We start from the raw sequence: 24,441 nt of genomic DNA, 5'->3' as shown, positions 1-24,441 counted from the left end.
TCTAAATTCATCTATTTAACCAGTCCGAAGCGTCGGTCGCGCCGTGCGTATTCCTCCATCGCACGGTCGAACTCCTTCTCCGTGAAGTCGGGCCACAGCACTTCGGGGAACCACAGCTCGGCATAGGAGGCCTGCCACAGCAGGAAATTGCTCAATCGCTGTTCGCCGCTGGTGCGGACGATCAGGTCGGGATCCGGATAGGGGGCCGTGTAGAGCGCGGCACCGATCGTGTTTTCGGAAATATCCGACGGGGCGATTTCGCCGGCCTCCACGCGTCGTGCGATCTGCTGCACGGCGTGCGTTATTTCACTCCGTGCCGAATAGTCGAGCGCCAGGATCAGCGTCAGTGCGCTTCCTCCGGCGGTCTGCTCCTCGGCCATGGCCAGGTAGTTGCGGACCTTCTCCGAAAAACGGCTCCGGTCGCCGATCATGCGCACCTCGACGCCCTGACGGATCAACTCGGGGGTTTCGTTGACGACGCTTTTGCAGAAAAGCTCCATCAGGGAGTTTACTTCCTCTGCGGGCCGGCCCCAGTTTTCGGTCGAGAACGCATAGAGTGTCAGGTACTTCACGCCCCAGCGCGCCGCGGCGCGCAACGACGACCGCACGGATTCGACACCTGCCACGTGGCCTTCGTAACGCTCCTTGCCGCGCAACTCGGCCCAGCGGCCGTTGCCGTCCATGATGATGGCGACGTGTTGCGGTATGCGTTTCTGATCGCTCATATTAGGGCACAAATATAGGGAAAAATTCTGTTAACTTGTGGAAAAATGCGATAAATGATTAACTGCGGATGTCAATTCCCCACATCATCTTATTCCGTAACGTGTCGTAAAATGATATATTGTGCGGTACGGCCAAAAAAATCGTCTGTTCGGCACGCTCCACGGTGAACGATGCGCCGTGCGAAACGGGGTAGGTGCGGTTGTCCAGCGTGACGAAGGCATCGGCCCGCCGGGCGTCGACGTTGAGTGTGATGACTCCCGTGTCGGGGATCACCACCGGGCGCATCGTGAGGTTGTGGGGGGCCAGGGGCGAGATGACCAGACACTGGCACGTCGGGGCCACGACGGGACCTCCGGCGCTGAGCGAATAGGCGGTCGAGCCGGTGGGTGTCGAGACGATCACCCCGTCTCCGTGGTAGGTGGCCACCATCTGCCGGTCGACGTAGGTCTCCACCGAGATCATCCCTGCGCCGTGGCGCTGCACGGTGAATTCGTTGAGCGCCAGCTGCAGTTCGGGCTGTCGGGCGAATTCGCCCGTGACGCGCAGCATCGAGCGCTGCTCGGTCGCGATGTTCCCTTCGGCAATCTGGCGGAAGATCAGGTTCAGCCCGTTGCTCGGGGCGCTGGTCAGAAATCCCAGGTGCCCGGCGTTGATGCCCATGACGGGAACCGGCGAGCCGCAGAGGCGGTGCACCCCTTCGAGCAGCGTGCCGTCGCCCCCGTAGCAGACCATGAGGGCTTCGGAGGGCTGTTCGCCGATGTAGCGGCCGTAGATTTTTTCGTGCGGGAGGGCCTTGCCCGTGGCCTGCGCGACCAGGGGGGCAAACTCCTCGTTGACGGCGTAATCGAAGCCGAATGCCTCGATCGTTCCGATCAGCTGGCGGATCTCCTCGGGGGTGTGGGCGATCTGCGCGCGGGAAAAAAGTATGATTTTCATCGGCAAAGTTTCGAAAAAATAAGTAACTTTACCACGCCGGAACGATCCGGGGCCTTTGCGGCCCGGCCGGGTGCCGGGATGTGGCATATTCCCGGCAAATATACGGAAAGCAGAGCGATGCGCCAAATTTATTTGAGCTGGCCGGGCTTGCGTCCTGCATTCCGTGAAACAGCGTAAATTTATGACAAAGTTAAGCGTTAACATCAATAAGATCGCCGTGGTGCGCAATTCGCGGGGCGGCAATCTGCCCGATGTGATTCGGGCCGCGCAGGACATCGAGCGTTTCGGTGCCGAGGGCATCACGGTCCATCCGCGTCCCGATGCGCGGCATATCCGTTACGACGATGTGCGCAACCTCAAGCGGGTGCTCACGACCGAACTGAACATCGAGGGCAACCCCATTCCGAGTTTCGTCGACCTGGTGCTGGAGGTGGTTCCTGCGCAGGTGACACTGGTCCCCGACGCCCACGATGCCATCACCTCGAACGCCGGGTGGGACACCCTGGCCAACCGGGCCTTCCTGACCGACGTGACGGCGCGTTTTCACGAGAAGGGCATCCGGGTCTCGATTTTCGTGGACCCCGAGGCCGGGATGGTTGCCGGGGCGAAGGCCTGCGGCGCCGACCGGGTCGAGCTCTATACCGAAGCCTATGCGCGCGAATATCCCGACGATCCGCAGCGGGCCGTTGCCCCCTATCTGGCAGCTGCCGAAGAGGCTCGCCGGCAGGGGCTGGGGCTGAATGCCGGCCACGATCTTTCGCTGCAGAACCTGCGCTGGTTCGCCGAGCGCATCCCGTGGACCGACGAGGTGTCGATCGGCCATGCGCTGATCTGCGACGCCCTCTATTACGGACTGGAAAACACCGTGCAGCTCTACCGGCGCGAACTTGAATTCCGATGACTATGAAACGGATCCTGACCCTTGCCGCCGCGCTGCTTGCCGTGTGCACGGCCGTTGCGCAGAACGAATACAATCTCCAGCGGCGCAGCCTTTTCGAGGTGCTCCCGGTCTATTCGAGCGACATCGTCTTCCTGGGCAACTCGATCACCGACGGTTGCGAGTGGGCCGAGCTGTTCAACAACCGCCACATCAAGAACCGCGGCATCAGCGGCGACCGTTCGGGGTGGCTGCTCGAGCGTCTCGACCCGATTGTCGGGGGACATCCCAAGAAACTATTTCTGATGATCGGGGTCAACGACCTGGCGGCCGGCATTTCGCCCGACGAAATCGTGGCCAACGTGGCCCGGTTGATCGACCGCTTCCAGACCGAATCGCGCTGGACGAAGATCTACGTGCAGAGCATCCTGCCCGTCAACGGCGAGTCGTTCGCCAAGTTCAGGAAGCACTACGAGCACGGAGGCCTGATCGTGTCGCTGAACAAGCGGCTCGAAGCGCTGTGTGACGAGAAGGAAGTCACCTACCTTGATGTCTGGGGGGCGCTGGCCGACCACGAGGGGCGGCTGGACCGTCGCTACACCAACGACGGACTGCACCTGACGGGCGAGGGTTACGTGGTGTGGCGGGATGCGATCAAACAACATGTGAAGTAGCCGCGTGCCGTTGTCGAATCCCATATTCCGGCGTATTTCGCGCCTTGCCGACGAGCAGGGCGTGCAGGCTTTCGTTGTCGGCGGCTATGTGCGCGACTACTACCTGCGGCGGCCGTCGACCGACATCGACGTGGTGGTCGTGGGCAGCGGCATTGCGCTGGCCGAGGCGCTCGCGCGCGAGCTGAAGGCGAAGGTCTCGGTCTTCAAGACCTTCGGCACGGCGATGGTCCGTGCCCGGGATGTCGAAGTCGAGTTCGTGGGTGCGCGCCGCGAGTCCTATACCCGCAATTCGCGCAAACCCGAGGTCGAACCCGGTACGCTGGCGGACGACCAGCGGCGGCGCGACTTCACGATCAACGCCATGGCGTGGTCGCTGAACGGAGCCACGTTCGGCGAGCTGGTCGATCCCTTCGACGGGATGTCGGACCTCGATGAGTGCATCATCCGCACGCCGTGCGATCCCGACGTCACCTTCTCCGACGACCCCCTGCGCATGATGCGTGCCGTCAGGTTCGCCTCGCAGCTGGGCTTCACCATCGAGGACGAGACCTTCGAGGCGATCCGCCGCAATGCCGACCGCATCCGCATCGTCTCGCGCGAACGCATCGTCACCGAACTCAACAAGATAGTCCTCTCGCCCGTCCCTTCGATGGGCTTCGAACTGCTGGAGCTCACCGGCCTCCTGGAGCGGATTTTCCCCGAGATGCACAACCTCAAGGGGGTGGAGAAGCGGGGCCGCCATGCCCATAAGGACAATTTCATCCATACGCTCAAGGTCGTGGACAACGTGGCGCGCCGCAGCGGCGACCTGTGGCTGCGCTGGGCCGCCGTGCTGCATGACATCGCCAAGCCGCTCACGAAGGCCTACGATCCCCGGGTCGGCTGGACCTTTCACGGCCACGAGGTGCTCGGCTCGAAAATGGTGCCGGCGATTTTCCGCCAGTTGAAACTCCCGCTCAACGAGCACATGAAGTTCGTACAGAAACTCGTGTTCCTCCACCTGCGGCCCATCATCCTCTCGGAGGATCTGGTGACCGACTCGGCCGTGCGGCGGCTGCTGTTCGAGGCGGGCGACGATGTGGAGGCGCTGATGACGCTGTGCGAGGCCGACATCACGTCGGGGATCGACGCCAAGGTGAAACGCTATCTGGCCAATTTCGAGTTGGTGCGCCGCAAGATGAAGGATCTGGAGGAGCGCGACCGCATCCGCAATTTCCAGCCTCCGATCACGGGCGAGCTGATCATGGAGACCTACGGCATCGGCCCGGGGCGCGTGATCGGCGACATGAAGGAGATCATCAAGAATGCCATTCTCGACGGCGAAATTCCGAACGAATACGACGCGGCCCATGCTCTGATGGAGCGGCTGGCCGCCGAGCGGGGACTGACCCGCGTCAGCAAATAAGGCGAACCCACGGGGTTCGTCTTTCTTTTTCGGGTGTGCTATCCGGGGGCACCTTTTCGTTTTGGGCCCGCTTTTCGGATTTGAATTCGGGTTTGGGTGCCCGGTTCGCCTTTCTGTTTTGTCCGTCCCGTCGGAGCATGATGCGGGGCGGTGGTGTGTTCGCACGATCGAGTGCGGGGTGTCGGCCCCTGCCGTCCGGGGCTAATTGGCGCCTTTGCCGCCTTTCAGACGGTCGGCGTCGAGCTGCGCCCGGGATTTCGACTTGGTCACCAGCCATACCCCCACGAAGACGCACAGCGCGGCTCCGGCCTTGGTGAATCCGAACGTGTCGAGTCCGAGCGCCACGGTGAACAGCACCGCCACGACGGGCTGCACGTAGTTGTACATCGATACGACCGTGGGCCGCAGGTATTGCTGGCCGATGGGAACCATCAGGTAGGAGAGGAACGTGGAGCAGACCACGACGTAGCCGATTCCGGCCCAGGTCCGGGGTGTCAGACCGGCGTAGTCGACCGCGGTCAGCGGACCGTGGTAGATCACCACGGCGACTATGGCGGCAAAGAGGAACATCCACTTCATCGCCGTCACGGGCGAGTAGCGGACGATTACGTTGCGGAAGGCCGTGAGGTAGGTGGCATAGCTCACGGCGCTGATGAGACACAGCACGTCGCCCGTGACGCTCGACGAGTGACCTGTGCCGTGCTGGCTTGCGAGAATCAGGATCAGCGCTCCGGCGCATCCCAGAAAGACACCCCCGGCCTTCAGCCACGTGATCGGCTCGCGCAGGAAGAGCGTCGCCAGCACCATCGTCAGCACGGGGACCACCGTGGCGATGATCGACGTGTCGATGGGCGAGGTGAGTGACAGCCCCCACAGGAACAGCATCTGGTTGAGCTGGATGCCGAAGACGGAGGCCAGCAGCAGCAGCCCGATGTCGCGCGGGGCGACCCGTTCGCGGGGCAGCAGCAGGGAGGCGGTCCAGAACAGCAGGGCCGCGCCCGCCATGCGGTAGACGCTCAGCGCAAAAGGGTTGACCCCTCCGGGGTTGGTCTCGGACCAGAGCACGCTTTTGCCGATCGGGGCGTTGAGCCCCCAGACGATGTTGGCGACCCACAGGGCCGCATGTCCTTTCAGTTTTCCTTTGTCCATCTTTCGTAACCCGCTCGGGATGCGGGGCTTTGAGGCGGGTCGGACGCCGATCCGTTTCCGAATCCCAATTTCGGCCTCCGGTCCCGTATTCCGGCTTTTGGCCGTGGCAAATATACGGTAAAATTCGGTGCGATAATTGCCCCGGATTCTTTTTGTGGGTAAAACGCGCTATAATCTCGATCTGGTTTTCGCCAACGTTTTTTTCGGAGCGAATTTTTCGTTCTACGTCTCCCTCACGCGCAATTTCCTCGATTTCCAGCAGATATTCATGTTGCAGGTGCTTTCGGCGGCGGTTTTCTTCGTTCCCTTCGCTCTGTTCTCGCGCTACTCCTACCGCATCACGTGGCACGATGCGGGCAATATCCTGATCGTCGCGATCCTGATCGTCTACGGCTGGATGTACATGCTGCTCTGGGGAGCGTCCTACACCACACCCATCGACGCCTCGGTCATCGCCACTCTCGGCCCGGCCTTCACGCTGATCATGGATCACCTGATCTCCCCGCACAAGTATGTCGGGGCTCGGGTCGTGGGGGTGGTTTGCGCCCTTGTCGGTGCCGGGATACTGATTTTCGGCGACGGCTTCTCGCTCGCCCGCGGCAGTCGCGCACTGGGCAACCTGCTCGTGCTGGCGGCCGTGGTGGCCATCGCCGTCAATACGGTGATCATCAAGCCGCAGCTGGAGAAGCTGGGCACGCTGGTCGTGATGGGGTGGTATTACATCATCGGGCTGGCCATAACGGCGCCCTTCTTCTGGAAATACATCGACCACGTGCCCTTCCTGCGACTTCCGCTGTTTGCACAGGCCGAACTGGGCTATATCCTCATCCTGGGAACCGTCCTGCCCATGTACCTGCTCTACCGCGGCACGGAGAAACTGACCTCGGTGCACACGGCCCTCTACCGCTACATCCAGCCGGTGATCGCGGGTATCCTGGCCATTACGCGCGGACAGGCGCATTTCGATGCCACGAACATCACGGCCTCGGTCTTCATCTTCGCAGGCGTCGTCCTCGTGGCGGTCGGCTATAAGTATTACGTGCGCCATGGCCGGCCGGAACTGCGTGGCGACGGAGGTCAGGGGAGCTGATCGGCCAGCAGCCGTTTGCGCCAGACGTCGGGAACGGGTTGGCTCCGCTGGGCCGCGAAGTCGAATACGACCATCACCGAGCGGCTTTCGCTGCGGACCTGGTCGCCGACGAGCAGCTGCTGGAAGAGCGTCAGGCTCTTTGTCCCCACCCGTTCGCACGTGGTTGTCACCCGCACGGGGTCGTGCATCCTGATCTGCCCCAGATAGGAGGTCGAAGTCGAGGCGGTAAGGATGCGCAGGTCTGCGAGCAGCACCTCCTCGTTCAATACCTTCTCGAAGAATTCCGACTTGCCCACGTCGAAGTACATCTGCTGCGCGACGTTGTTCACGTGCTGGAAGGGGTCCACATCGGAGAACCGCTTCTGAATCGGGGTTTCGAGCGTGTACGCCATCTTATTCGCGGATGATTTTCACCTCGCCGTCTTCGCCGAACGCGATGATCGACGAGGCCTTGCGGGTCGGTTTGCCTTCGAAACGGGGGTTGACGACGAAATCCACGCCGTCGATGATCTCGCGGGCCACGTCCTGCAGCCCCACGGGCGTCGTTTCGCCCGAGATGTTGGCCGAGGTCGAGACGATTGGCCGTCCCAGGGCGCGGAGCATCCGGCGGCAGAATTCATGGTCGGGGATGCGCACGCCGAGCGTCCCTTCGTCGGGGATGAGGTTCTCGGCAAGCCCCGCGGCACCCGGCAGGATGGCCGTCAGGGGCGAGGTGGCCAGCTCCATCACCTCGAAGGCGATGCCCGGGGCCTTGTTGACGTAGCGGACGATCATGTCGGCCGAGGCGCACAGCACGAGCATCGACTTCTTGTTCCCGCTCTGCTTGAGTTTGTATATCCGCTCCACGGCGGTGGCACACGTGGCGTCGCAGCCCAGTCCCCAGACCGTGTCGGTGGGGTAGAGGATGATGCCGCCCGCGCGCATCGTGCGCACAGCCCGGTCGACCTCCTGCTGCATTTCGGTTGGCGTCTGCATGGCGGTTACTCCTGGGGGAGAATTTCGATCCAGTAGTCGTCGGGATCGTTGATGAAGTAGAGTCCCATGTCGGTGTTTTCGTAGCAGACGCACCCCATCGCGCGGTGGTATTCGCGCACGGCGTCGTAGTCGCCCGCCACGCGCATGCAGAGGTGGCTCTCGTTTTCGCCCAGTTCGTAGGGTGTGGCGGCGTGGTCGCGCAGCCAGGTGAGCTCCAGGCGGAAGGGGCTTTGCCCGTCGCCCAGGTAGACCAGCGTGAATCCTCCGTCGGAGGCCTCTTTGCGGCCTGTTTCCCGCAGCCCGAGGGCCTTGGCGTAGAAGGCGATGCTGCGGTTGAGGTCCGTTACGTTGATGTTGAAATGGTCGAAACGACTTTTGATCTCCATAGCTTCAAGTATTTTTATCCGGTACAAAAGTAATTTTTAATTTTTAATCTTTAATTTTTAACTCCGAATTTTATACCTTTGCAGCACAAATGAAAAAATCCGAAAAACCGATAATTTTATGGGAAGAGCCTTTGAGTATCGCAAGGCGCGAAAAATGAAACGCTGGGGTCACATGGCCCGCACCTTCACCAAATTGGGTAAAGAGATCGAGATCGCCGTCAAAGCCGGAGGTTCCGATCCGTCGGGCAACACCCGCCTGCGCATTTTGATCCAGAACGCCAAGGCCGAGAACATGCCCAAGGAGAACATCGAACGAGCCATCAAGCGTGCCACCGAGAAGGATGCCGCCGACTACAAGGAGGTGATCTACGAGGGATACGGCCCGCACGGCATTGCCTTTCTGGTCGAAACGGCCACCGACAATACCAACCGCACCGTGGCCAACGTGCGCATGTATTTCAACAAATGCGGCGGCACGCTGGGCAACAGCGGCTCGGTGGGCTTCCTGTTCGACCACAAATGCGTCTTCAAGTTCCGCGCCGCCGAGGGTGTCGATCCCGAGGAACTCGAGCTGGAGATGATCGACCTGGGAGTCGACGAGTTCTACGCCGAGGAGGACGGCATCACGGTTTATGCTCCCTACGAATCGTTCGGTTCCATCCAGAAGTGCCTCGACGACAAGGGATTCGAGATCGTGTCGGGTGAGTCGGTGCGTATCCCCACCGATGTGAAGGAGTTGGACGCCGAAGGCCGCGAATCGGTCGAGAAACTGGTCGAGAAGCTCGAGGAGGACGACGATGTGGTGAACGTATACCACACCATGAAGGACGCCGACGAAGAGTAACCGTTGACCTTACGGGCCTTGGGCCCTTGTACCTGCGAGGCACGAACCGGGGATTCCCGCGATTCGTGCCTCGCTTCGTTCGTTGCCCCGCGGGGTGTGGGTCACTCGAACCGGACGAATCTTTTACCCTCCGTCAGACAGGCCGGGCAGTACCAGACCGCATATTCCGCCGGGTAGAGGTTGCCGCAGTTCGGGCAGACGGCGAACCGGCCCGTGTCCGTGACCTTGCAGTCCTCCCGCCGGCAGCGCTCCAGCAGGGCGAGGTGGCGCATGTCGCCGGCCGAGGCCCAGATCAGGAGGCGCGCCGCATAGCGGTTGCCGCGCTCCATCGCCCGGCGGATGTCGGCTCCGAAGCTCCCGGTGTGGGACTGCCGTTCGTAGGCGATGCTCCGTTCGAGGTTGCCGTCGGTCGTGCCGTCGAAGATCGAGACCCTTTCCGGGGGCGTGTAATGACCTCCGAGGTGGAGGATTGCCGTCGCGCAGTTGTTCTCCTGCAGCCGCTCGGAGAAGGCCATGGCCCGGAACAGGCGTTCGGCCGTGTGGCGCCTTTCGTCGGCCGCGATGCCTGCGAAATGGTCGTATTGCACCGATTTGACGTGCTTGCGGCGGCAGCAGGCGTTCAGATCGGCGATCGTTTCGGCATAGGGCGAATTTCTGGGCAAACGGGGTTCGCGCGTTGCAGCGTAGTACAGCCAGACAAGAATGCCTGCCGATGCCGCAAATAACAGGAGGATCAGACCGAGACGCCGTTTCATAATGTGTTGCCGGTGGAAAAGCCGCAGTCCGGAGCGTGCATTTTTTGTGCCAACGGGCGCCGCTTCCATCTGCCGGCGGGCTATTTTTGCAGCTCTGCTTTGGTTTTCGGCTTGCAATTCCTATATTTGTAATCCGTCCTTGCGCAAACCAGGAGCAGGACGGTCTTGGGTATGAAAATCGGATTGAGGCTTTTTGCCGTGGCGGCCGCAGCGGTTGTGTGCCTGCTGGCTGCCGGCTGCGGCTCGAACAAGGGCGGCGAGATCGAGGCGAACTACGACGGCTGGATGCTGACCCACTGGAAGGACGGCACGGCCCTGGCCGGCTCGGTCTACCTGCAACTCGGCGAAGGGGGAACGTTTACCCTCTACCAGAGTATCGGGACCTTCGGATATGCCCGCTTCTCCGGGACCTACACCCTGGGCAACGAGCCCGGGACCGGGCAGGTGCTCTCGGGGAGCTATGCCGACGGTACACCCTGGGACAGCAGCTATGCGGTTGAAAAAATGACGAAGCGCGAGCTGCGGCTCCGGGCACTGAAGGACGGCATCGTCTCGGTCTATGCGGGGGTGGAGATTCCGGCTTCGGTGAAGGACGGAGTGACGGCCGGGCAGCTGCGCCGCGCGGCGCAGTTGCGATCGTTCCTGTGAGGGAAGCGGCACGAAAATACATGGGGCGGACCTGAGGGTCTGCCCCATGTGCGTTTCAGAATACCGCGCAGACCTCCATGCCGAAGGTGAGCTTGTGCAGCCGTTCGTGCGACGAACGCACCACGGGAGGAGCGACGTCGTAATCGGCCGTGAAGCGCACGCCGAGGTTTTGGGTGGCGAGGTAGGTGGTCGACAGTCCGGATCCGAAGGAGAATCCGGAGCGTCCTTCCAACTTGCGGAAATCCGTGTGGCATGTTTTGTAGATCTCACAGCCTCCGAGCACCCTGGCGCCCACGAGCCACCGCATCGAGAAGGGATAGGAAAAATAGGGCCCTGCATACACCGACGCGCACTCCAGGTTGTCGTTCTGCGCCACGCCGTTGACTTTCACGCGCAGGTTGGTGCACGACATGCGGCCGCCGAAACCCCAGTAGGGGCTGGCGAACCAGGCCCCCTGCACCGAGACGGACGGTCCGGCGAGGAGCTGCATGTGCATCCCGGGGTAGGGTGTGTAGCTCCCGGGAACGGTCGAGAATCCGAGGCTGAATCCGAAGAACGACGGTCGGCGGTAGCGGTCGTAGACCGAGTAGGTTTCCGTGACGTTTAGCCCCTTCTCCTTGAAAATCAGGTCTGCGAGGAAATATCCCAGCTCCGTGGCGAGGATGCCGATGCCGGCTCCGACCATGATGTCGCTCATCCAGTGGCGGTTGTTGAGCTGGCGGGTGACGCCCGTGATCGTGGCCAGGGTGTAGCCCCCGATGCTGTACCACGGGCTGCGGTGGCCGTACTCCTTGTGGAGCATCGTGGCGGTCATGAAGGCCGTCGCCGTGTGTCCCGAGGGGAAGGAGTTGCGCGACGATCCGTCGGGACGCATCACGCGGCAGGAGTATTTGAGCGAGTTGACCCCTATGGCCATGAGTCCCGCCGAAAAGGCGTCGGAGACCAGCATGCGGCCCCATGAGCTGCGGCCCTGGACGCCGCAGGTCTTTAGGGCCACCATCGCCCCGGCGGGGGCATACTGGAGCCAGTCGTCGTAGTGGTGGTGGAATGAGTGGCTGTATCCGTTGCGCAGGCGTCGGAAATCGGAGTCGTAGGCCTGCATTACGACTCCGCCCACGATCAGGGGCGTGGCGACGAAGAGCATGCGGTAGGCTTTGGTCGACGTGTGCCGGTCGAGGCGCCGGCGGAACTCCCCGCCGGCGCTCATGTCGACACTGTCCGGTAACTGCGCTGCTGCTCCCAGGCTCAGGATCGAGAACAGGCAGGCGGCGGTCAGGCGTTTGAGCATCGTATCTTAGGACAACAGTTTTCTTTTTCTGCGGATTGCGCGGACGATTTCACCGCCGACAGCCAGCAGCGAGGTGAAGCCGATGACCTCGGCCCACTGCATCCACGAGAGCGGTTCGGTGCGGAAGACCTCGCCTCCCAATTCCACGATCAGCACTTGCCCCGCGCCGATCGCCGCGAGGATCAGGAAGAATTCGCGGCAGCCGGAAAGACAGGAGAAGACCGAATGGCTCGTCTCGAATCCCTTGGCGTTGAACATGTTCCAGAACTGGAAGAAGACGAACGTCGAGAAGAATAGGGTCAGTTGTTCCACCGAGAGTTCGCCCTGTTGGATCGTCCACCGGAAGAGCATGCCCAGCAGCACGATCACCATCACCGTGCCGCACGTGAAGAGGGTGCGGGCCATGGCGGGGGTGATGATGAATTCGTCCCGCGGACGTGGTTTGTCGCTCATCACTTCGGGATTGGGCGGCAGCGAGGCCATGGCCATCGCCGCGAAGGTGTCCATGATGATGTTCACCCAGAGAATCTGCACCACGGTGAGCGGCATGTCGGTCCCGAACAACGAGCCGATGAAGCAGATCGTTATGGCCGCGAAGTTGATCGTCAGCTGGAACAGCACGAAACGCTGGATGTTGCGGTAGAGCGAACGTCCCCACATGACGGCCGTGGCGATCGAGGTGAACGAGTCGTCCAACAGCGTGATATCCGAAGCGTCTTTGGCTACGGAGGTGCCCGAACCCATCGACAGGCCGACGTTGGCGAAATTGAGCGCCGGGGCGTCGTTCGTGCCGTCGCCCGTCACGGCCACCACCTCGCCGCGCTGCTGCAACATCCTGACGAGGCGCTGCTTGTCCAGCGGTCTGGCCCGGGACATGATCTTCAGCTCCTGCACGCGTTCCAGCAGTTCCTCGTCGCTCATGACGGCGAATTCCGTGCCGGTGATGTGGTTCCGTTCGCCGTCCGTGGCATCGTCCCACAGCCCGATCTGACGGGCGATTTCGCGCGCCGTGGCCGGGGTGTCGCCCGTGACGATCTTGATGCCTATCCCCGCCTCGATACAGCGTGCCACGGCCGCCGGAACGTCCTCGCGCACAGGGTCCGAGATGGCAGCAACCGCCGCGAAGTGCAGTCCGCCCGCCTTGACCGCCTCGAGGCAGTCGTCCGATGCGGTTTCGGCCCACGCCATGGCCAGCGTGCGCATGGCGCGGCTCTGGAATCCGAGGAGCTGGTCGGCGACCTGCGCGTCCTTTCCGTCCGGGGCGCACATCGTGCGCACGATCTCCGGGGCGCCCTTCACGCAGAGGATGCGGCGGCCCGAGACGCCGCTTTCGACGATCGTCGCCATGTATTTGCGTTCGGTCGAGAAGGTCAGCCGGTTGACGATCTTCGCTTCGGTGCGCAGCATTTCGTAGTCTTCGCCTTCGGCGCGCAGCCATTCGAGCAGGGCCCCCTCCGTGGGATTGCCGATGATATGGCCTTCGGGGTCGAGGAAGGCCGTGGTGTTCAGGGCCACGACTTCGGCGAATTCCCGTGCGGGGAGCGTGTCGTAGCGGATCAGCTCCTGCACATGCATGCGGTTCTGGGTCAGCGTGCCGGTCTTGTCGGTGCAGATGACCGTCACGGCACCCATCGTCTCGCAGGCGTGCATTTTGCGCACGAGGTTGTTGGTCTTCAGCATCCGCCGCATGGACATCGCCAGCGACAGGGTGATCGACATCGGAAGTCCTTCGGGCACGGCCATGACGATGATGGCTACCGAGACCATGAAGATTTGCAGGACGTGTTGCGAGATGGTCAGCCAGTCGCTCTCGAGCAGCCCTCCCACGAAGATCGCCTTTCCGAGCATCACGCAGAAAATCAGTACCGAGAGGAGGATGCCCAGCCGGCCGATCAGGCGCGAGAGGCGTGTCAACTGGCGGGAGAGGGGGGTCTGCTCGTCGCTTTCGGCCGTTGCCTGCTCCGTGACGTGCCCGGCCTCGGTCGCATCGCCCACGGCCGTCACGACCATTACGCCGTAACCGTCCGCCACGGTTGTGCCGCGCAGCACCGCATTCGAGGGATAGGTCGCCTCGGGGTCGAAGTCGGCTTCGTTGACCGTCTTGTCCACCTCGGGTTCTCCCGTGAGCGTCGATTCGTTGATTTTCAGCGACACCGCCTCGACCAGTTCGCCATCGGCGGGAATCGTCTCGCCGCTCTCGATGTAGACCACATCGCCTGCGACCACGTCGCGTCGTGGGATTTCGCGGATCGACCCTTCGCGCATCACCTTCACGGGAATGTCGTCGTTCACCTGGTTGAGCCTCCGGAAGCGCCGCTGGGCGTCCCATTCGAACCAAAATCCGACGCAGGTGGCGAGGATGATGGCGCAGATGATGCCCACCGATTCGGTGAAATCCTTGTGGACGAATCCGATGATGAGCGACAGTACGGCGGCCAGCAGCAGGATGCGGATGATCGGGTCGCGGAATTTTTCCAGCAGCAGGCGCCAGGCCGAATCGTCCTTCGGCGGGGTGATGACATTGTCGCCGTGTTGTCGGCGGCTTTCGTCGATTTGCGGGGCAGTGAGTCCTTTGGGGTTGTAACGAATCATCGGGTTTTATAGTTTGTGTATGGAAAATTGTCGTGTCGAGGCGTCGAGCCGCACGGCGATGAACAGCAGGATCGTGAAGGCGATGAGCGACGAGCCTCCGTAGCTCATGAACGGCAGCGGAATACCCATCACGGGCATCAGGCCGATGGTCATGCCGACGTTGACCAGCACGTGGAACAGCAGGATCGACGCCACACAGTAGCAGTAGATGCGTCCGAAGGGCTCCTGCTGCCGTTCGCCCATGCGCATCAGCCGCAGGATCAGCAGACACAGCAGCGCCAGCACCACGATCGCGCCGAGGAATCCCCACTCCTCGCCCACGGTGCAGAAGATGAAGTCGGTGTGCCGCTCGGGGACGAATCCGTATTTGATCTGGGTTCCTTCGAGGAATCCCTTGCCCCAGAAGTTGCCCGAACCGATGGCGATTTTCGCCTGGTTCACGTTGTAGTCGGTGCCGAGCGGGTCGTTGATGATGCCCAGGAAACTCAGGATGCGGTCGCGCTGATGCTGTTTGAGGATTGAATTGAAGATGTAGTCGGTGGTGGGCAGGAAGACCAGCGAACCGAGGAACAGACTCAGTGTGATGAAGATGTTGCTCAGGTTCGAACGATAGGCGTATACGGCGGCGAAGACCGCGGCCGCGAGGGTCGTCACGAGCAGGCTGTGGTAGAGGTCGAGGGTTCCGGGAGCGATCAGCGCCATCGCGAGGCACAGCAGGATGGCCGACAGCATCACCGCCGCCAGGAACACGAGGCGCGAGCGCCACTGGCCGTTCATCATGACCTCGGAGAGCGTGCAGACCAGAATCAGCGCCAAGAGCAGTGTCATCGGCGAGAGGAGGAACGAGACGATGAACAGCGCGGCTATCAGCAGCACCGGGATGCAGAGCCATTTGTTCAGCCCTTCGCGGTAGAGCACGAAGAGGAACGACCCCAGCACGATGCCCGATCCGGTGTCGTTCTGCAGGATGATGATGAAGAGCGGGATGCAGATCACCACGGCGACTTTCATCAGGTCGCCCACACGGTTGATCGAGAACGAGTATTCGCTCATCACGCGGGCCAGGGCCAGGGCCGTGGCGATTTTGGCGAACTCCACGGGCTGCACGCGCAGCGACCCGAATTCGAACCACGCCTTCGCGCCGTTGACCTCGCGGCCGAACAGCAGCGCTGCCACGAGCAGCATGATGCCGCACAGATAGGCCGGGTAGGCGAACATGTGGTAGAAGCGTTCGTCGAGCAGCAGGACGATGATCGCCATGACCCATGCCATGCCGATCCACATCAGCTGCTTCATGTAGAAGTGCGAGAAGGAGAACAGGTCGGCCGTGCTGTCGTCGTACGAGGCCGAGGTGATCGAGATCCATCCCGCCGCGACGATCAGCACGTAGAGCAGGACGGTCCATCCGTCCACGCCGTAGAAGATGCCGTTATGCCGGTTATTTGTCATAAGCGGGATAATAGATGTTCATGTCCTTGATGTATTGGAGCAGTTCGGGCCTGCGGATCGTGTCCGTCAGGTAATACTCTTCCAGCAGGCTGGCGATGGGCAGGGCCGCCGAGGCCCCGAATCCGCCGTTTTCGACGTAGACCGAGATGGCGATCTTCGGATTGTCCTTCGGGGCGAACGAGAGAAAGGTCGAGTGGTCGCGGCCGCGCGGGTTTTCGGCCGTTCCGGTCTTGCCGCAAACGTCCCAGCCGTCGAGCCGGGCGCGGGTCGAGGTTCCCCCGACGTTCACGCCCCGCCACATGCCCTCGACGATGGGTTCGAAGTGTTTCTGGTCGACCATCGTGTAGTGGCGTTCGTAGAAACGTGCGTCGAGCGAGTCCTGGCCTTCGATCTTTTTCACGATGTGCGGGATGTAGTAGTAGCCGCGGTTGGCCACGATGCACGCCAGGTTGGCCAGCTGCAGCGGGGTGCAGCCCAGCGCATCCTGCCCGATCGAGAGCGACAGCACCGTGAGCGAGTTCCACGAACCCCTGTACTGGCGGTCGTAATAGGCGCGGTCGGGGACATATCCGTTGCCCTCGTCGAGGAAGTCCGAACCCAGCTTGCGCCCGAATCCGAAGCTCTCGACGTATTTTTTCCAGACCTCGTAACCCTCCTTCACGCTTTCGTATTTGGGGTTGTCGAGGATGTCGCGAAAGACGTAGCAGAAGTAGGCGTTGCACGAAGTCGCCACTGCGAAGCGCAGGTCCAGCGGCGAGGCGTGGGCATGGCAGGCCATCTTCAGACGCCCCGCTTGGTAGCCCATGTGGCAGGAGTGCAGGTCCGAAGGGCGGAGCACCCCTTCCTGCAGGCCGATCAGCCCCTGCACCAGCTTGAAGGTCGACCCCGGGGGATATTTGGCCTTCACGGCGCGGTTGAACAGCGGCTTGCGCTTGTTGTACAGCATCTTCATGTAGTTGTTGCCCCGCTGGCGCCCCACCAGTTCGTCGGGGTCGTAGGTCGGCGAGGAGACCATCATCAGGATTTCGCCTGTCGCGGGCTCGATGGCTACCGCAGCCCCCACCTTGCCGCGCATCAGCTCCTCGCCCAGCAGCTGCAGGCGGGCGTCGATGGTGCTCACCAGATAGCGCCCCGGTTCGGGTACCGAGTCGTAGAGGCCGTTCATGTAGGAGCCCTTGATCGCCCCGTGGGTGTCGATCTCCTGGATCCGGACTCCCTTGCGGCCCCGGAGCTGCGGTTCGTAGGCCGACTCCACGCCGTTCATCCCGACGTAGTCGCCCGTCTTGTACTCGGGGTTGCGCTTCAGGTAGTTGGGGTTCACCTCGCTCACATATCCCAGCAGGTTGCCGCCCACTTCGCGGGGATAGCGGCGGACGGTGCGGTAGACGGTGTAGAAGCCCCGGAAGTTACATTCGTCGAAGCGCAGCTTGTCCTCTTTGGAGATGTAGTTGATGATCAGCCGCGGTGCCCGCGGACGCATCCGTGCGTAGGCCAGTTCGCGTTCGAGCCGGGTGCGCGAAAGCCCCAGCACCTCGCACATGCGGGCCGTGTCGAAGCCCTGTTTGCCGATTTCGCTCGAGATGACCATCAGGTCGTAGCACTCGCGGCTCTGCACCAGGTATTCGCCGTTGCGGTCGAAGACCTCGCCGCGCGGCGGGTACTGCACGACATGGCGCAGCGCGTTGGCGCGTGCCAGATCGTCGTAGCGCGAATCGAAGAGCTGGATGTAGGCCAGCCGTCCGACAATCAGCGCGAAGATCAGCAGGACGACGACCTGCAGGGTCCGCATCCGCATGAAGCTCTCGGGAGTGCTCATATGTGCGTGGGGATTTTGGCGGAGAAGATGCGGGCGATGATCCAGATGAAGACTACCGACACGGTCGTGCTGACGGTGATGCGCGTCAGCGTGTGGAGCACGTGCGTCCACGAAAGGGCCTCCAGCGAAAAGAATACGGCGTGGTGTACGAGTGTCAGTGCCACGAGGAAGGTGATGAACTTCCGCTCGCCCAGGCGTTCCGACGAGGGGATGCCCCCTTCGCGGACGTTGTCACGGCCGCAGGTCATGCCGGCGAGGGTCGGGTAGAGGAAGGCGATCAGCAGGGTTGCGATCGTGTTGATCCCCGCCGCGCCCATGGCGAAGTCCATCGTGACGCCCAGCACAAGACCGGCGCCCAGAATTGCCGCGGGCGGCGTGTCGAGCGGCAGCAGGGCGATGAAGACGATGTATACGAGCGGGTTGAGGTAGATGCTGATGGCCAGGTTGTCGAACAGGAAAACCTGAAGCAGCACCGCGGTTGCGAAAAGTCCGAGATATGGTAGGGTGCGATACATTTAGTCGGGGCGGATATGTTGTTCGATTTGTTCGCTTTGCTGCAGGCTGTTGATTTCGTAGATGTCGCGGTTGCCGACCAGCACGACTTCGTTCAGCCGCGACATTTCGGCTGCGAGCCGCACCCGGACCGTGTAGGCCGTGCGGGTTTCGTTGAGCGAGGCGCTCTCGACCCAGCCGATCAGCACGTCGGCGGGGAAATACTGCGAGAATCCGGTCGTCACGACCTCCTGCCCGGGTTTGGGGTCGGCATATTTCGACAGTTCGCCGAGGATCACCACATTCTGGTCCAGTCCGTCCCAATAGATCGAGCCGTAGTATTCGGCATCGGCGAGCTTGCCGCTGGCCCGGAACGAGGTGTTGAGCACCGACATCGCCACGGCATAGCGCTCCGTACAGTCGACGATGTAGCCGGCCATCGCGCCGTTGGGCGAGAGCACGGCCATCTCTTCGACCACTCCGTCCTGACGTCCGCGGTTGAGCGTGATGAGGTTCTGCGCCCGGTTGATCGTGTTGGCCACGACCGAAGCCGAGGCGAAGCGGTATTTCGATTCGCCGATGTCCTGCATGTAGCTGTCCAGCCGGGCGTTGGTCTCGGCCTCCTCGTATTGGGCGAGGCGCTCTTCGAGCTGTGCGACGCGGTCCAGCAGCAGCCGGTTTTCGTGGCCGAGGCTGAAGTAGTGCCGGATGCCCGCGAAGAATCCGTGCACACCCCCCGCCACCTGATTCGACCGTGCGAGCAGTCGGGCCTGGGTGTAGCGGGTGGAGTGGGCGTAGTAGCTGATGGCCGCGAGCTCCAGCGCCACGAACAGTACCACGACATAGATGCTTCGTATGAACTCGAACAGTTTGCGCAAAGCAGTTCCTTAATTTAAGATTGCGGACCGAAGCCCGCAATCGTTTGGTTCAAAAATATTCGCCGGTCGGCATTTTCCGGTTCCGGTTTTCGGGCGGCCGATTCCGCATCGGCCGGGTGTAGGGCGATGCGGGGCATTGCCCGTGCTGCGGCATTTATTTCATCAGGAACGAGAACCGGTTGATGTTCTTCAGGGCGATTCCCGTTCCGCGGGCGATGGCCCGCAGCGGGTCTTCGGCGATGTGGAACGGAATGCCGGTCTTTTCGTTCAGACGCCGGTCGAGCCCCTTGATTAGCGCGCCGCCGCCGGCGAGGTAGATGCCGTTTTTCACGATGTCGGCGTACAACTCGGGCGGCATGGACTCCAGCACCTTCATCAGCGCCGCGTCGATCTTCGTGAGTGACTTTTCCAGCGCGTAGGCGATTTCGCTGTACGAGAGCGACACGGTCTGGGGGAGTGCGGTCAGCATGTTGGGACCCGTCACGACGAAGTCCTCGGGTTCCTGCTCCAAGTCCGACACGGCGGCGCCGATCGAACACTTGATGGCCTCGGCCGTGCGTTCGCCGATGCGGATGTTGTGCTGCTGGCGGACGTAGCTCTGGATGTCGTTGGTGAAGACGTCGCCCGCGGTGTTGATCGACTCCGAGCAGACGATGCCTCCCAGCGAGATGCAGGCGATCTCCGACGTGCCGCCGCCGATGTCGATGACCATGTTGCCTTCGGGGGCTTCGACATCGAGACCCGCACCGAGAGCCGCGGCCATCGGTTCGTAGATCATGTAGACTTCGCGGCCTCCGGCGCGTTCGGCCGAGTCGTGCACGGCGCGGATCTCGACGTTGGTCGAACCGGAGGGGATGCAGATCACCATGCGCAGCGAGGGTGCGAAGAGGCTGCCCGAGGTCTTGACCTTCTTGATCATGCCGCGCAGCATCAGCTCCGTGGCGTTGAAGTCGGCGATCACACCGTCCTTGAGCGGTCGGATGGTTTTGATGTTCGGGTTGGTCTTCTCGTGCATCTGGCGGGCCTGCTGGCCGATGGCCACGAGCTTGCCCGTGTGGACGTCCAAGGCCACGATCGAAGGTTCGTCGACGACGACCTTCCCGTTGTAAATTATCAGCGTATTGGCCGTTCCGAGATCAATGGCCAACTCCTGTGTCAGTGAAAAAATTCCCATATTCCTACACCCCAACTGGTCTGTTTCGTGAAATGCTTTATTTTCAATCCGATACGCGTTCGTAATGCCGCTTTGGGTTCCGTCGGATGATATATCTCGACAAAGGTAACAAAAAGCCCCGGAAATTTTTGTATTTTATTCTAAAATTTTTTTTAATTATATTTGTGCTTGAAAAACAAAATCTCCGCATGGAATATAAAATCGGAACCGAAGCCCGCTGTGCGGTCATCGGTTATGGAAGCTGGGCGACGGCCATCGTCGGACTGCTTGCAGCCAACGGTCGGTGTGTAGGGTGGTATGTCCGTAACCCCGAAGTACTCGAATCGCTGCGCTCGGAGGGGCGCAATTCCCGTTATCTGAGCGATCTGGAATTCGACCGCAACAGCATCGCCCCCTCTTCCGATCTCGACGCCGTGGTGCGCGACGCCGACATCGTGATTCTCGCCGTCCCTTCGGCCTACCTCAAGGATTTCCTCGCCCCGCTGACCGTCTCGCTCCGTGACAAATTCATCGTCTCGGCCATCAAGGGTATCGTTCCGGGTGACTACCAGACCGTCGTGGAGTACATCCACGACCGTTACGGGTTGTCCTACCGGCAGATCGGACTGGTGACCGGCCCTTCGCACGCCGAGGAGGTCTCGCGTGGCAAGCTTTCGTACCTAACGGTCGTCTGCACCGATCCCGAAAACGCGCGGCGCATCGGCGAGCGCTTTGCCGGCGACAACGTCCGCCTCAGCTACTCCACCGACCTCTACGGTATCGAGTACGGCGCCATCCTCAAGAACATCTATGCTCTTTCGGTCGGCATCGCCGTGGGACTGGGATACGGCGACAATTTCCTGGCCGTGCTGATTGCCAATGCGGCGGGCGAGATGACGCGTTTCCTGGAGGAGAGCTATCCCGACAGGCGCAACACGCAGGTCTCAGCCTATCTGGGCGACCTGCTGGTGACCTGCTATTCGGTTTACAGCCGCAACCGCCGGCTGGGATTGCTCATCGGCCACGGCTGTACCGTCAAGAGCGCCCTGAACGAGATGACGATGGTCGCCGAAGGTTATTTCGCAGCCGATTGCATCCGGCACATCAACTTCCGCCACCGGGTCGAGATGCCCATTGCCGACATGGTTTACCGGGTGCTCTACGAGGGGGCCTCGGCGCGCAGGTGCATGCAGGAACTGACAACCAAATTAATTTAGTTAGCGATATGATGAAAAATGTGAAATTGGACATTGCCAAGACGGGCATTGAGATTTCGGCCGATATCGAGGGCCGGGCTCAGGCAGCCAATGCGCTGCTGCATTCGGGCAAAGGTGCCGGCAACGATTTTCTGGGCTGGGTGCACCTCCCCTCCTCGATTTCGGAGGAGGAGATCGAGGCCATCCGGACGGAGGCCGCGAAACTGCGCTCGAAAGCCGACGTGGTCGTCTGTATCGGCATCGGCGGCTCGTATCTCGGGGCCAAGGCCGTGCTCGAGGCCATGAGCGACCCCTTCAAACTCCTGCACAAGGAGCAGAAGGACCCCACGGTCATTTTTGCCGGACAGAATATTTCGGAGGATTACACTGCCGAACTGCTCGCCGCACTGAAGGAGCATTCGATCGCCGCCATCGTGATTTCGAAGTCGGGCACGACGACCGAGCCGGCCATCGCTTTCCGCCTGATCAAGGCCGAGATCGAAAAACGCTACGGTAAGGAGGAGGCTGCGGAGCGTATCGTGGCCATCACCGACCGGGCGCGCGGGGCGTTGAAGACTCTGGCCACGCAGGAGGGTTATCCGACGTTTGTCATTCCCGACGACGTGGGCGGACGTTTCTCGGTGCTGACGCCCGTGGGTCTGCTGCCGCTGGCCGTTGCCGGTGTGGACATCGCAGCCCTCGTGCACGGTGCGCAGGAGATGGAGCGTGCCACGGCCGAAGGGGTGCCTTTCGAGGAGAATCCGGCAGCCGTCTACGCCGCCGTGCGCAATATCCTCTACAACGCAGGCAAGAAGATCGAGATTCTGGGTTCCTACGAACCCAAACTGCAGTATGTCAACGAGTGGTGGAAACAGCTCTACGGCGAGAGCGAGGGCAAGCAGGGCAAGGGCATCTTCCCGGCGAGCGTCACGCTGACGGCCGACCTGCACTCGATGGGACAGTATATCCAGGACGGCGAGCGCACCCTCTTCGAGACGATCATTTCGGTGGCCAAACCTGCTGCCGAGGTGCTGATCGAGGCCGACGGGGAGAACCTCGACGGACTGAACTTCCTGGCCGGGAAGCGTATCTCGGAGGTCAACCGCATGGCCGAACTGGGCGTTCAGCTGGCCCACGTGGACGGGGGTGTTCCCAACATCCGCATCGAGATTCCCGAAATCTCGGCGGGCGTGATCGGCGGGCTGCTCTACTTCTTCGAGAAGGCCTGCGGCATCAGCGGCTATATGTTGGGCGTCAATCCCTTTGACCAGCCGGGTGTCGAGGCGTACAAGAAGAATATGTTCGCCTTGCTGGACAAACCCGGCTACGAGGAGGCCTCGAAAGCCATCAAGGCGCGGTTGTAATCTGGTGTCCGATCCTAAAAAAGCCAATCCCCCGCGGGGATTGGCTTTTTTATTGGCCGCAGAACCTGTTGGCAGCAAATCCTGTTGTCGCAAATCCTGTTGTCGCGAATCCTGTTGGCCGCAGAACCTGTTGGCTGTGAATTCTGTTGTCGCGAATCCTGTTGGCTGCGGTCCCGTTTGCTTTTTCGAAGCCGATTCCCGCTCGTACCAAACGATCGGTCCTGCTGTATGTCCGTATGATTTTTCATAAGGCTTGCGCCGGTTGGCCCATACGCCCGAATTAGCTCCCGGGGAGGAATGGTTGGCGGAAGACCGGGGGGATGCGAGGACCTGAACCCGAATTTTGGCGCAAGGAAAAAGGCGAACTCGAAGAGAGTTCGCCTTTTTTACAGAGTAAATCGGGTTTAGATGACACCCTGCTCGACCATCGACTTGGCGACCTTCATGAAGCCCGCGATGTTGGCGCCCTTCATGTAGTTGAGGTAGCCGTCCTTCTCGGTGCCGTACTCCACGCAGGCGTGGTGGATCGACGACATGATCTGGTGCAGCTTGGCGTCGACCTCCTCGGCCGTCCAGTTGAGTTTCTGGGAGTTCTGCGTCATTTCGAGACCCGACGTGGCCACGCCGCCGGCGTTCACGGCCTTGCCCGGTCCGTAGGGAATCTTCGCCGCGATGAAGGCGTCGATGGCCTCCGGACGGCAGCCCATGTTCGAAACCTCGGCCACGACTTTCACGCCATTGGCCAGCAGACGCTTGGCATCCTCGCCGTCCAGCTCGTTCTGCGTGGCGCACGGCATGGCGATGTCCACCTTGACCTCCCAGGGTTTCTTGCCCGCAAAGAACGTCGAGCCGGGGAATTTTGCGGCATACGGCTCCACCACGTCGTTGTTCGACGCGCGCAGTTCGAGCATGTAGGCGATCTTCTCGGCATTGAGGCCCTCCGGATCGTAGATGTACCCGTCGGGACCCGAGATCGTCACCACCTTGGCACCCAGCTCCGTGGCCTTCGTCGCTGCACCCCAAGCCACATTGCCGAAGCCCGAGATGGCAATGGTCTGTCCCTTGATCTCCATGCCGGCCTTTTCGAGCATCTGGCGCAGGAAATAGACGGCTCCGAAGCCCGTTGCCTCGGGACGGATCAGCGATCCGCCGTAGGTCATGCCCTTGCCCGTCAGTACACCGGTGTTCTCCAGGGCCAACTTGCGGTACATGCCGTAGAGGTAGCCGATTTCGCGTCCGCCGACGCCGATGTCACCTGCCGGGACGTCGGTCTGCGGGCCGATGTGGCGCCACAGTTCGGTCATGAAGGCCTGGCAGAAGCGCATCACCTCGCGGTCCGACTTGCCTTTGGGGTTGAAATCCGAGCCGCCCTTCGCGCCGCCCATCGGGAGGGTCGTCAGCGCGTTCTTGAAGATCTGTTCGAAGCCGAGGAACTTCAGGATCGAGGGGTTCACCGAGGGGTGGAAGCGCAGTCCGCCCTTGTAGGGGCCGATGGCGTTGTTGAACTGCACGCGGTAACCCGTGTTCACCTGTACGTCGCCCTTGTCGTCGACCCATACGACCTTGAACGTGAAGGTCCGGTCGGGTTCCACGATGCGTTCGGCGATGCGGTTGGCTTCGAATTCCGGGTGCTGGTTGTAAGCATCCTCCACGGTCATCAGAACTTCGCGCACGGCCTGCAGGTATTCGCTTTCGCCGGGATGTTTGCGCTCGAGTTCCGCCATAATTTTGTTAACGTTCATAGCTCT

General features: G+C 61.5%; 23 protein-coding genes. 8 read left to right on the top strand and 15 right to left on the bottom strand.

All coding sequences use genetic code 11. The features are described 5' to 3' along the window. Nucleotides 1-11 precede the first annotated feature (11 nt). Nucleotides 12-725, bottom strand: coding sequence for an isoprenyl transferase (locus QZ460_RS05960; protein WP_290540661.1), 714 nt, complete (start codon nt 723-725; stop codon nt 12-14). 58 nt (nt 726-783) lie between these two features. After that, the gene (locus QZ460_RS05955) at nt 784-1,662 is read right to left on the bottom strand and encodes an NAD(+)/NADH kinase (RefSeq protein WP_290540660.1); all 879 of its coding nucleotides are present in this window, start codon (nt 1,660-1,662) and stop codon (nt 784-786) included. A gap of 181 nt (nt 1,663-1,843) precedes the next feature. Between QZ460_RS05955 and QZ460_RS05950 the strand changes: the two genes are divergently transcribed. From QZ460_RS05950 to QZ460_RS05940, 3 genes are read left to right on the top strand one after another with little or no spacing between them, the layout of a single operon-like run. Then, on the top strand, nt 1,844-2,563 hold the full coding sequence (locus tag QZ460_RS05950) for a pyridoxine 5'-phosphate synthase (protein WP_290540659.1): 720 nt from the start codon (nt 1,844-1,846) through the stop codon (nt 2,561-2,563). Between the two features lie 2 nt (nt 2,564-2,565). Continuing rightward, nucleotides 2,566-3,213: a GDSL-type esterase/lipase family protein gene (locus tag QZ460_RS05945; RefSeq protein ID WP_290540658.1), complete on the top strand. Its 648-nt coding sequence runs from the start codon at nt 2,566-2,568 to the stop codon at nt 3,211-3,213. Between the two features lie 4 nt (nt 3,214-3,217). Beyond that, a complete protein-coding gene (locus QZ460_RS05940) occupies nt 3,218-4,618 on the top strand; it encodes an HD domain-containing protein (RefSeq protein WP_290540657.1) in 1,401 nt (466 codons plus the stop codon). Nucleotides 4,619-4,819: 201 nt separating this feature from the next. Here QZ460_RS05940 and QZ460_RS05935 read toward each other — a convergent pair whose 3' ends face one another. Continuing rightward, entirely contained in the window at nt 4,820-5,767 is a 948-nt protein-coding gene (locus tag QZ460_RS05935) for a DMT family transporter (protein ID WP_290540656.1), read from the bottom strand. 136 nt (nt 5,768-5,903) lie between these two features. Here QZ460_RS05935 and QZ460_RS05930 point away from each other — a divergent pair, with 136 nt between their 5' ends. Then, nucleotides 5,904-6,857: a DMT family transporter gene (locus tag QZ460_RS05930; RefSeq protein WP_290540655.1), complete on the top strand. Its 954-nt coding sequence runs from the start codon at nt 5,904-5,906 to the stop codon at nt 6,855-6,857. Here the strand turns inward: QZ460_RS05930 and QZ460_RS05925 are convergent. The 3 genes from QZ460_RS05925 to QZ460_RS05915 are packed head-to-tail and all read right to left on the bottom strand — an operon-like array spanning nt 6,845 to nt 8,218. Then, nucleotides 6,845-7,249, bottom strand: coding sequence for a thioesterase family protein (locus QZ460_RS05925; protein WP_290540654.1), 405 nt, complete (start codon nt 7,247-7,249; stop codon nt 6,845-6,847). The two genes, QZ460_RS05930 and QZ460_RS05925, sit on opposite strands and share 13 nt — an antisense overlap. Nucleotide 7,250: 1 nt before the next feature. Then, nucleotides 7,251-7,832 (bottom strand): L-threonylcarbamoyladenylate synthase, encoded by a 582-nt coding sequence (locus QZ460_RS05920; RefSeq protein WP_290540653.1) that lies wholly within the window; start codon nt 7,830-7,832, stop codon nt 7,251-7,253. 5 nt (nt 7,833-7,837) lie between these two features. Then, the gene (locus QZ460_RS05915; protein ID WP_290540652.1) at nt 7,838-8,218 is read right to left on the bottom strand and encodes a VOC family protein; all 381 of its coding nucleotides are present in this window, start codon (nt 8,216-8,218) and stop codon (nt 7,838-7,840) included. A 118-nt stretch (nt 8,219-8,336) separates the two neighbouring features. Here QZ460_RS05915 and QZ460_RS05910 point away from each other — a divergent pair, with 118 nt between their 5' ends. Beyond that, complete coding sequence (locus QZ460_RS05910; RefSeq protein ID WP_290540651.1) at nt 8,337-9,062, top strand: YebC/PmpR family DNA-binding transcriptional regulator; 726 nt, start codon at nt 8,337-8,339, stop codon at nt 9,060-9,062. Nucleotides 9,063-9,163: 101 nt separating this feature from the next. Here QZ460_RS05910 and QZ460_RS05905 read toward each other — a convergent pair whose 3' ends face one another. Then, nucleotides 9,164-9,817 (bottom strand): rubrerythrin family protein, encoded by a 654-nt coding sequence (locus QZ460_RS05905; protein WP_290540650.1) that lies wholly within the window; start codon nt 9,815-9,817, stop codon nt 9,164-9,166. A 171-nt stretch (nt 9,818-9,988) separates the two neighbouring features. Between QZ460_RS05905 and QZ460_RS05900 the strand changes: the two genes are divergently transcribed. Continuing rightward, the gene (locus QZ460_RS05900; RefSeq protein WP_290540649.1) at nt 9,989-10,465 is read left to right on the top strand and encodes a hypothetical protein; all 477 of its coding nucleotides are present in this window, start codon (nt 9,989-9,991) and stop codon (nt 10,463-10,465) included. 55 nt (nt 10,466-10,520) lie between these two features. Here QZ460_RS05900 and QZ460_RS05895 read toward each other — a convergent pair whose 3' ends face one another. From QZ460_RS05895 to QZ460_RS05865, 7 genes are all read right to left on the bottom strand, one after another. Further along, complete coding sequence (locus tag QZ460_RS05895) at nt 10,521-11,753, bottom strand: phosphatase PAP2 family protein (protein WP_290540648.1); 1,233 nt, start codon at nt 11,751-11,753, stop codon at nt 10,521-10,523. A 6-nt stretch (nt 11,754-11,759) separates the two neighbouring features. Then, entirely contained in the window at nt 11,760-14,345 is a 2,586-nt protein-coding gene (locus QZ460_RS05890; protein WP_290540647.1) for a calcium-translocating P-type ATPase, PMCA-type, read from the bottom strand. Nucleotides 14,346-14,351: 6 nt separating this feature from the next. After that, on the bottom strand, nt 14,352-15,794 hold the full coding sequence (gene rodA, locus QZ460_RS05885) for a rod shape-determining protein RodA (protein WP_290540646.1): 1,443 nt from the start codon (nt 15,792-15,794) through the stop codon (nt 14,352-14,354). Continuing rightward, a complete protein-coding gene (locus QZ460_RS05880; protein WP_290540645.1) occupies nt 15,784-17,610 on the bottom strand; it encodes a penicillin-binding protein 2 in 1,827 nt (608 codons plus the stop codon). The genes rodA and QZ460_RS05880 overlap by 11 nt, the downstream gene beginning before the upstream one ends. Continuing rightward, nucleotides 17,607-18,125 (bottom strand): rod shape-determining protein MreD, encoded by a 519-nt coding sequence (locus QZ460_RS05875; RefSeq protein WP_290540644.1) that lies wholly within the window; start codon nt 18,123-18,125, stop codon nt 17,607-17,609. The genes QZ460_RS05880 and QZ460_RS05875 overlap by 4 nt, the downstream gene beginning before the upstream one ends. Continuing rightward, on the bottom strand, nt 18,126-18,980 hold the full coding sequence (gene mreC / locus QZ460_RS05870; RefSeq protein WP_290540643.1) for a rod shape-determining protein MreC: 855 nt from the start codon (nt 18,978-18,980) through the stop codon (nt 18,126-18,128). It abuts the gene before it with no gap. A 154-nt stretch (nt 18,981-19,134) separates the two neighbouring features. Then, nucleotides 19,135-20,154 carry a rod shape-determining protein gene (locus tag QZ460_RS05865; protein ID WP_290540642.1) on the bottom strand — a complete coding sequence of 340 codons (1,020 nt, stop codon included), beginning with the start codon at nt 20,152-20,154 and terminating at the stop codon, nt 19,135-19,137. Between the two features lie 188 nt (nt 20,155-20,342). On the opposite strand from QZ460_RS05865, the gene QZ460_RS05860 reads away from it, so the two are divergent. After that, nucleotides 20,343-21,350 (top strand): NAD(P)H-dependent glycerol-3-phosphate dehydrogenase, encoded by a 1,008-nt coding sequence (locus QZ460_RS05860; protein WP_290540641.1) that lies wholly within the window; start codon nt 20,343-20,345, stop codon nt 21,348-21,350. Between the two features lie 11 nt (nt 21,351-21,361). After that, nucleotides 21,362-22,693: a glucose-6-phosphate isomerase gene (locus tag QZ460_RS05855; protein ID WP_290540673.1), complete on the top strand. Its 1,332-nt coding sequence runs from the start codon at nt 21,362-21,364 to the stop codon at nt 22,691-22,693. 404 nt (nt 22,694-23,097) lie between these two features. On the opposite strand, the gene gdhA is transcribed toward QZ460_RS05855, so the two are convergent. Next, nucleotides 23,098-24,435: an NADP-specific glutamate dehydrogenase gene (gdhA, locus tag QZ460_RS05850; protein WP_290540640.1), complete on the bottom strand. Its 1,338-nt coding sequence runs from the start codon at nt 24,433-24,435 to the stop codon at nt 23,098-23,100. Nucleotides 24,436-24,441 lie beyond the last annotated feature (6 nt).

Source organism: Alistipes sp. (assembly GCF_020026455.1).
GTDB lineage: Bacteria > Bacteroidota > Bacteroidia > Bacteroidales > Rikenellaceae > Alistipes.
This window is presented reverse-complemented; position numbering and strand designations above follow the sequence as displayed.

Coding starts and splice junctions, on each gene's coding strand:
- QZ460_RS05855 (WP_290540673.1), top strand. CDS start 21,362: ATGAAAAATGTGAAATTGGACATTGCCAAGACGGGCATTGAGATTTCG.
- QZ460_RS05895 (WP_290540648.1), bottom strand. CDS start 11,753: ATGCTCAAACGCCTGACCGCCGCCTGCCTGTTCTCGATCCTGAGCCTG.
- QZ460_RS05960 (WP_290540661.1), bottom strand. CDS start 725: ATGAGCGATCAGAAACGCATACCGCAACACGTCGCCATCATCATGGAC.
- QZ460_RS05920 (WP_290540653.1), bottom strand. CDS start 7,832: ATGCAGACGCCAACCGAAATGCAGCAGGAGGTCGACCGGGCTGTGCGC.
- QZ460_RS05875 (WP_290540644.1), bottom strand. CDS start 18,125: ATGTATCGCACCCTACCATATCTCGGACTTTTCGCAACCGCGGTGCTG.
- QZ460_RS05915 (WP_290540652.1), bottom strand. CDS start 8,218: ATGGAGATCAAAAGTCGTTTCGACCATTTCAACATCAACGTAACGGAC.
- QZ460_RS05860 (WP_290540641.1), top strand. CDS start 20,343: ATGGAATATAAAATCGGAACCGAAGCCCGCTGTGCGGTCATCGGTTAT.
- QZ460_RS05890 (WP_290540647.1), bottom strand. CDS start 14,345: ATGATTCGTTACAACCCCAAAGGACTCACTGCCCCGCAAATCGACGAA.
- QZ460_RS05950 (WP_290540659.1), top strand. CDS start 1,844: ATGACAAAGTTAAGCGTTAACATCAATAAGATCGCCGTGGTGCGCAAT.
- QZ460_RS05925 (WP_290540654.1), bottom strand. CDS start 7,249: ATGGCGTACACGCTCGAAACCCCGATTCAGAAGCGGTTCTCCGATGTG.
- rodA (WP_290540646.1), bottom strand. CDS start 15,794: ATGACAAATAACCGGCATAACGGCATCTTCTACGGCGTGGACGGATGG.
- QZ460_RS05865 (WP_290540642.1), bottom strand. CDS start 20,154: ATGGGAATTTTTTCACTGACACAGGAGTTGGCCATTGATCTCGGAACG.
- QZ460_RS05955 (WP_290540660.1), bottom strand. CDS start 1,662: ATGAAAATCATACTTTTTTCCCGCGCGCAGATCGCCCACACCCCCGAG.
- QZ460_RS05910 (WP_290540651.1), top strand. CDS start 8,337: ATGGGAAGAGCCTTTGAGTATCGCAAGGCGCGAAAAATGAAACGCTGG.
- QZ460_RS05900 (WP_290540649.1), top strand. CDS start 9,989: ATGAAAATCGGATTGAGGCTTTTTGCCGTGGCGGCCGCAGCGGTTGTG.
- QZ460_RS05905 (WP_290540650.1), bottom strand. CDS start 9,817: ATGAAACGGCGTCTCGGTCTGATCCTCCTGTTATTTGCGGCATCGGCA.
- gdhA (WP_290540640.1), bottom strand. CDS start 24,435: ATGAACGTTAACAAAATTATGGCGGAACTCGAGCGCAAACATCCCGGC.
- QZ460_RS05935 (WP_290540656.1), bottom strand. CDS start 5,767: ATGGACAAAGGAAAACTGAAAGGACATGCGGCCCTGTGGGTCGCCAAC.
- QZ460_RS05945 (WP_290540658.1), top strand. CDS start 2,566: ATGAAACGGATCCTGACCCTTGCCGCCGCGCTGCTTGCCGTGTGCACG.
- QZ460_RS05880 (WP_290540645.1), bottom strand. CDS start 17,610: ATGAGCACTCCCGAGAGCTTCATGCGGATGCGGACCCTGCAGGTCGTC.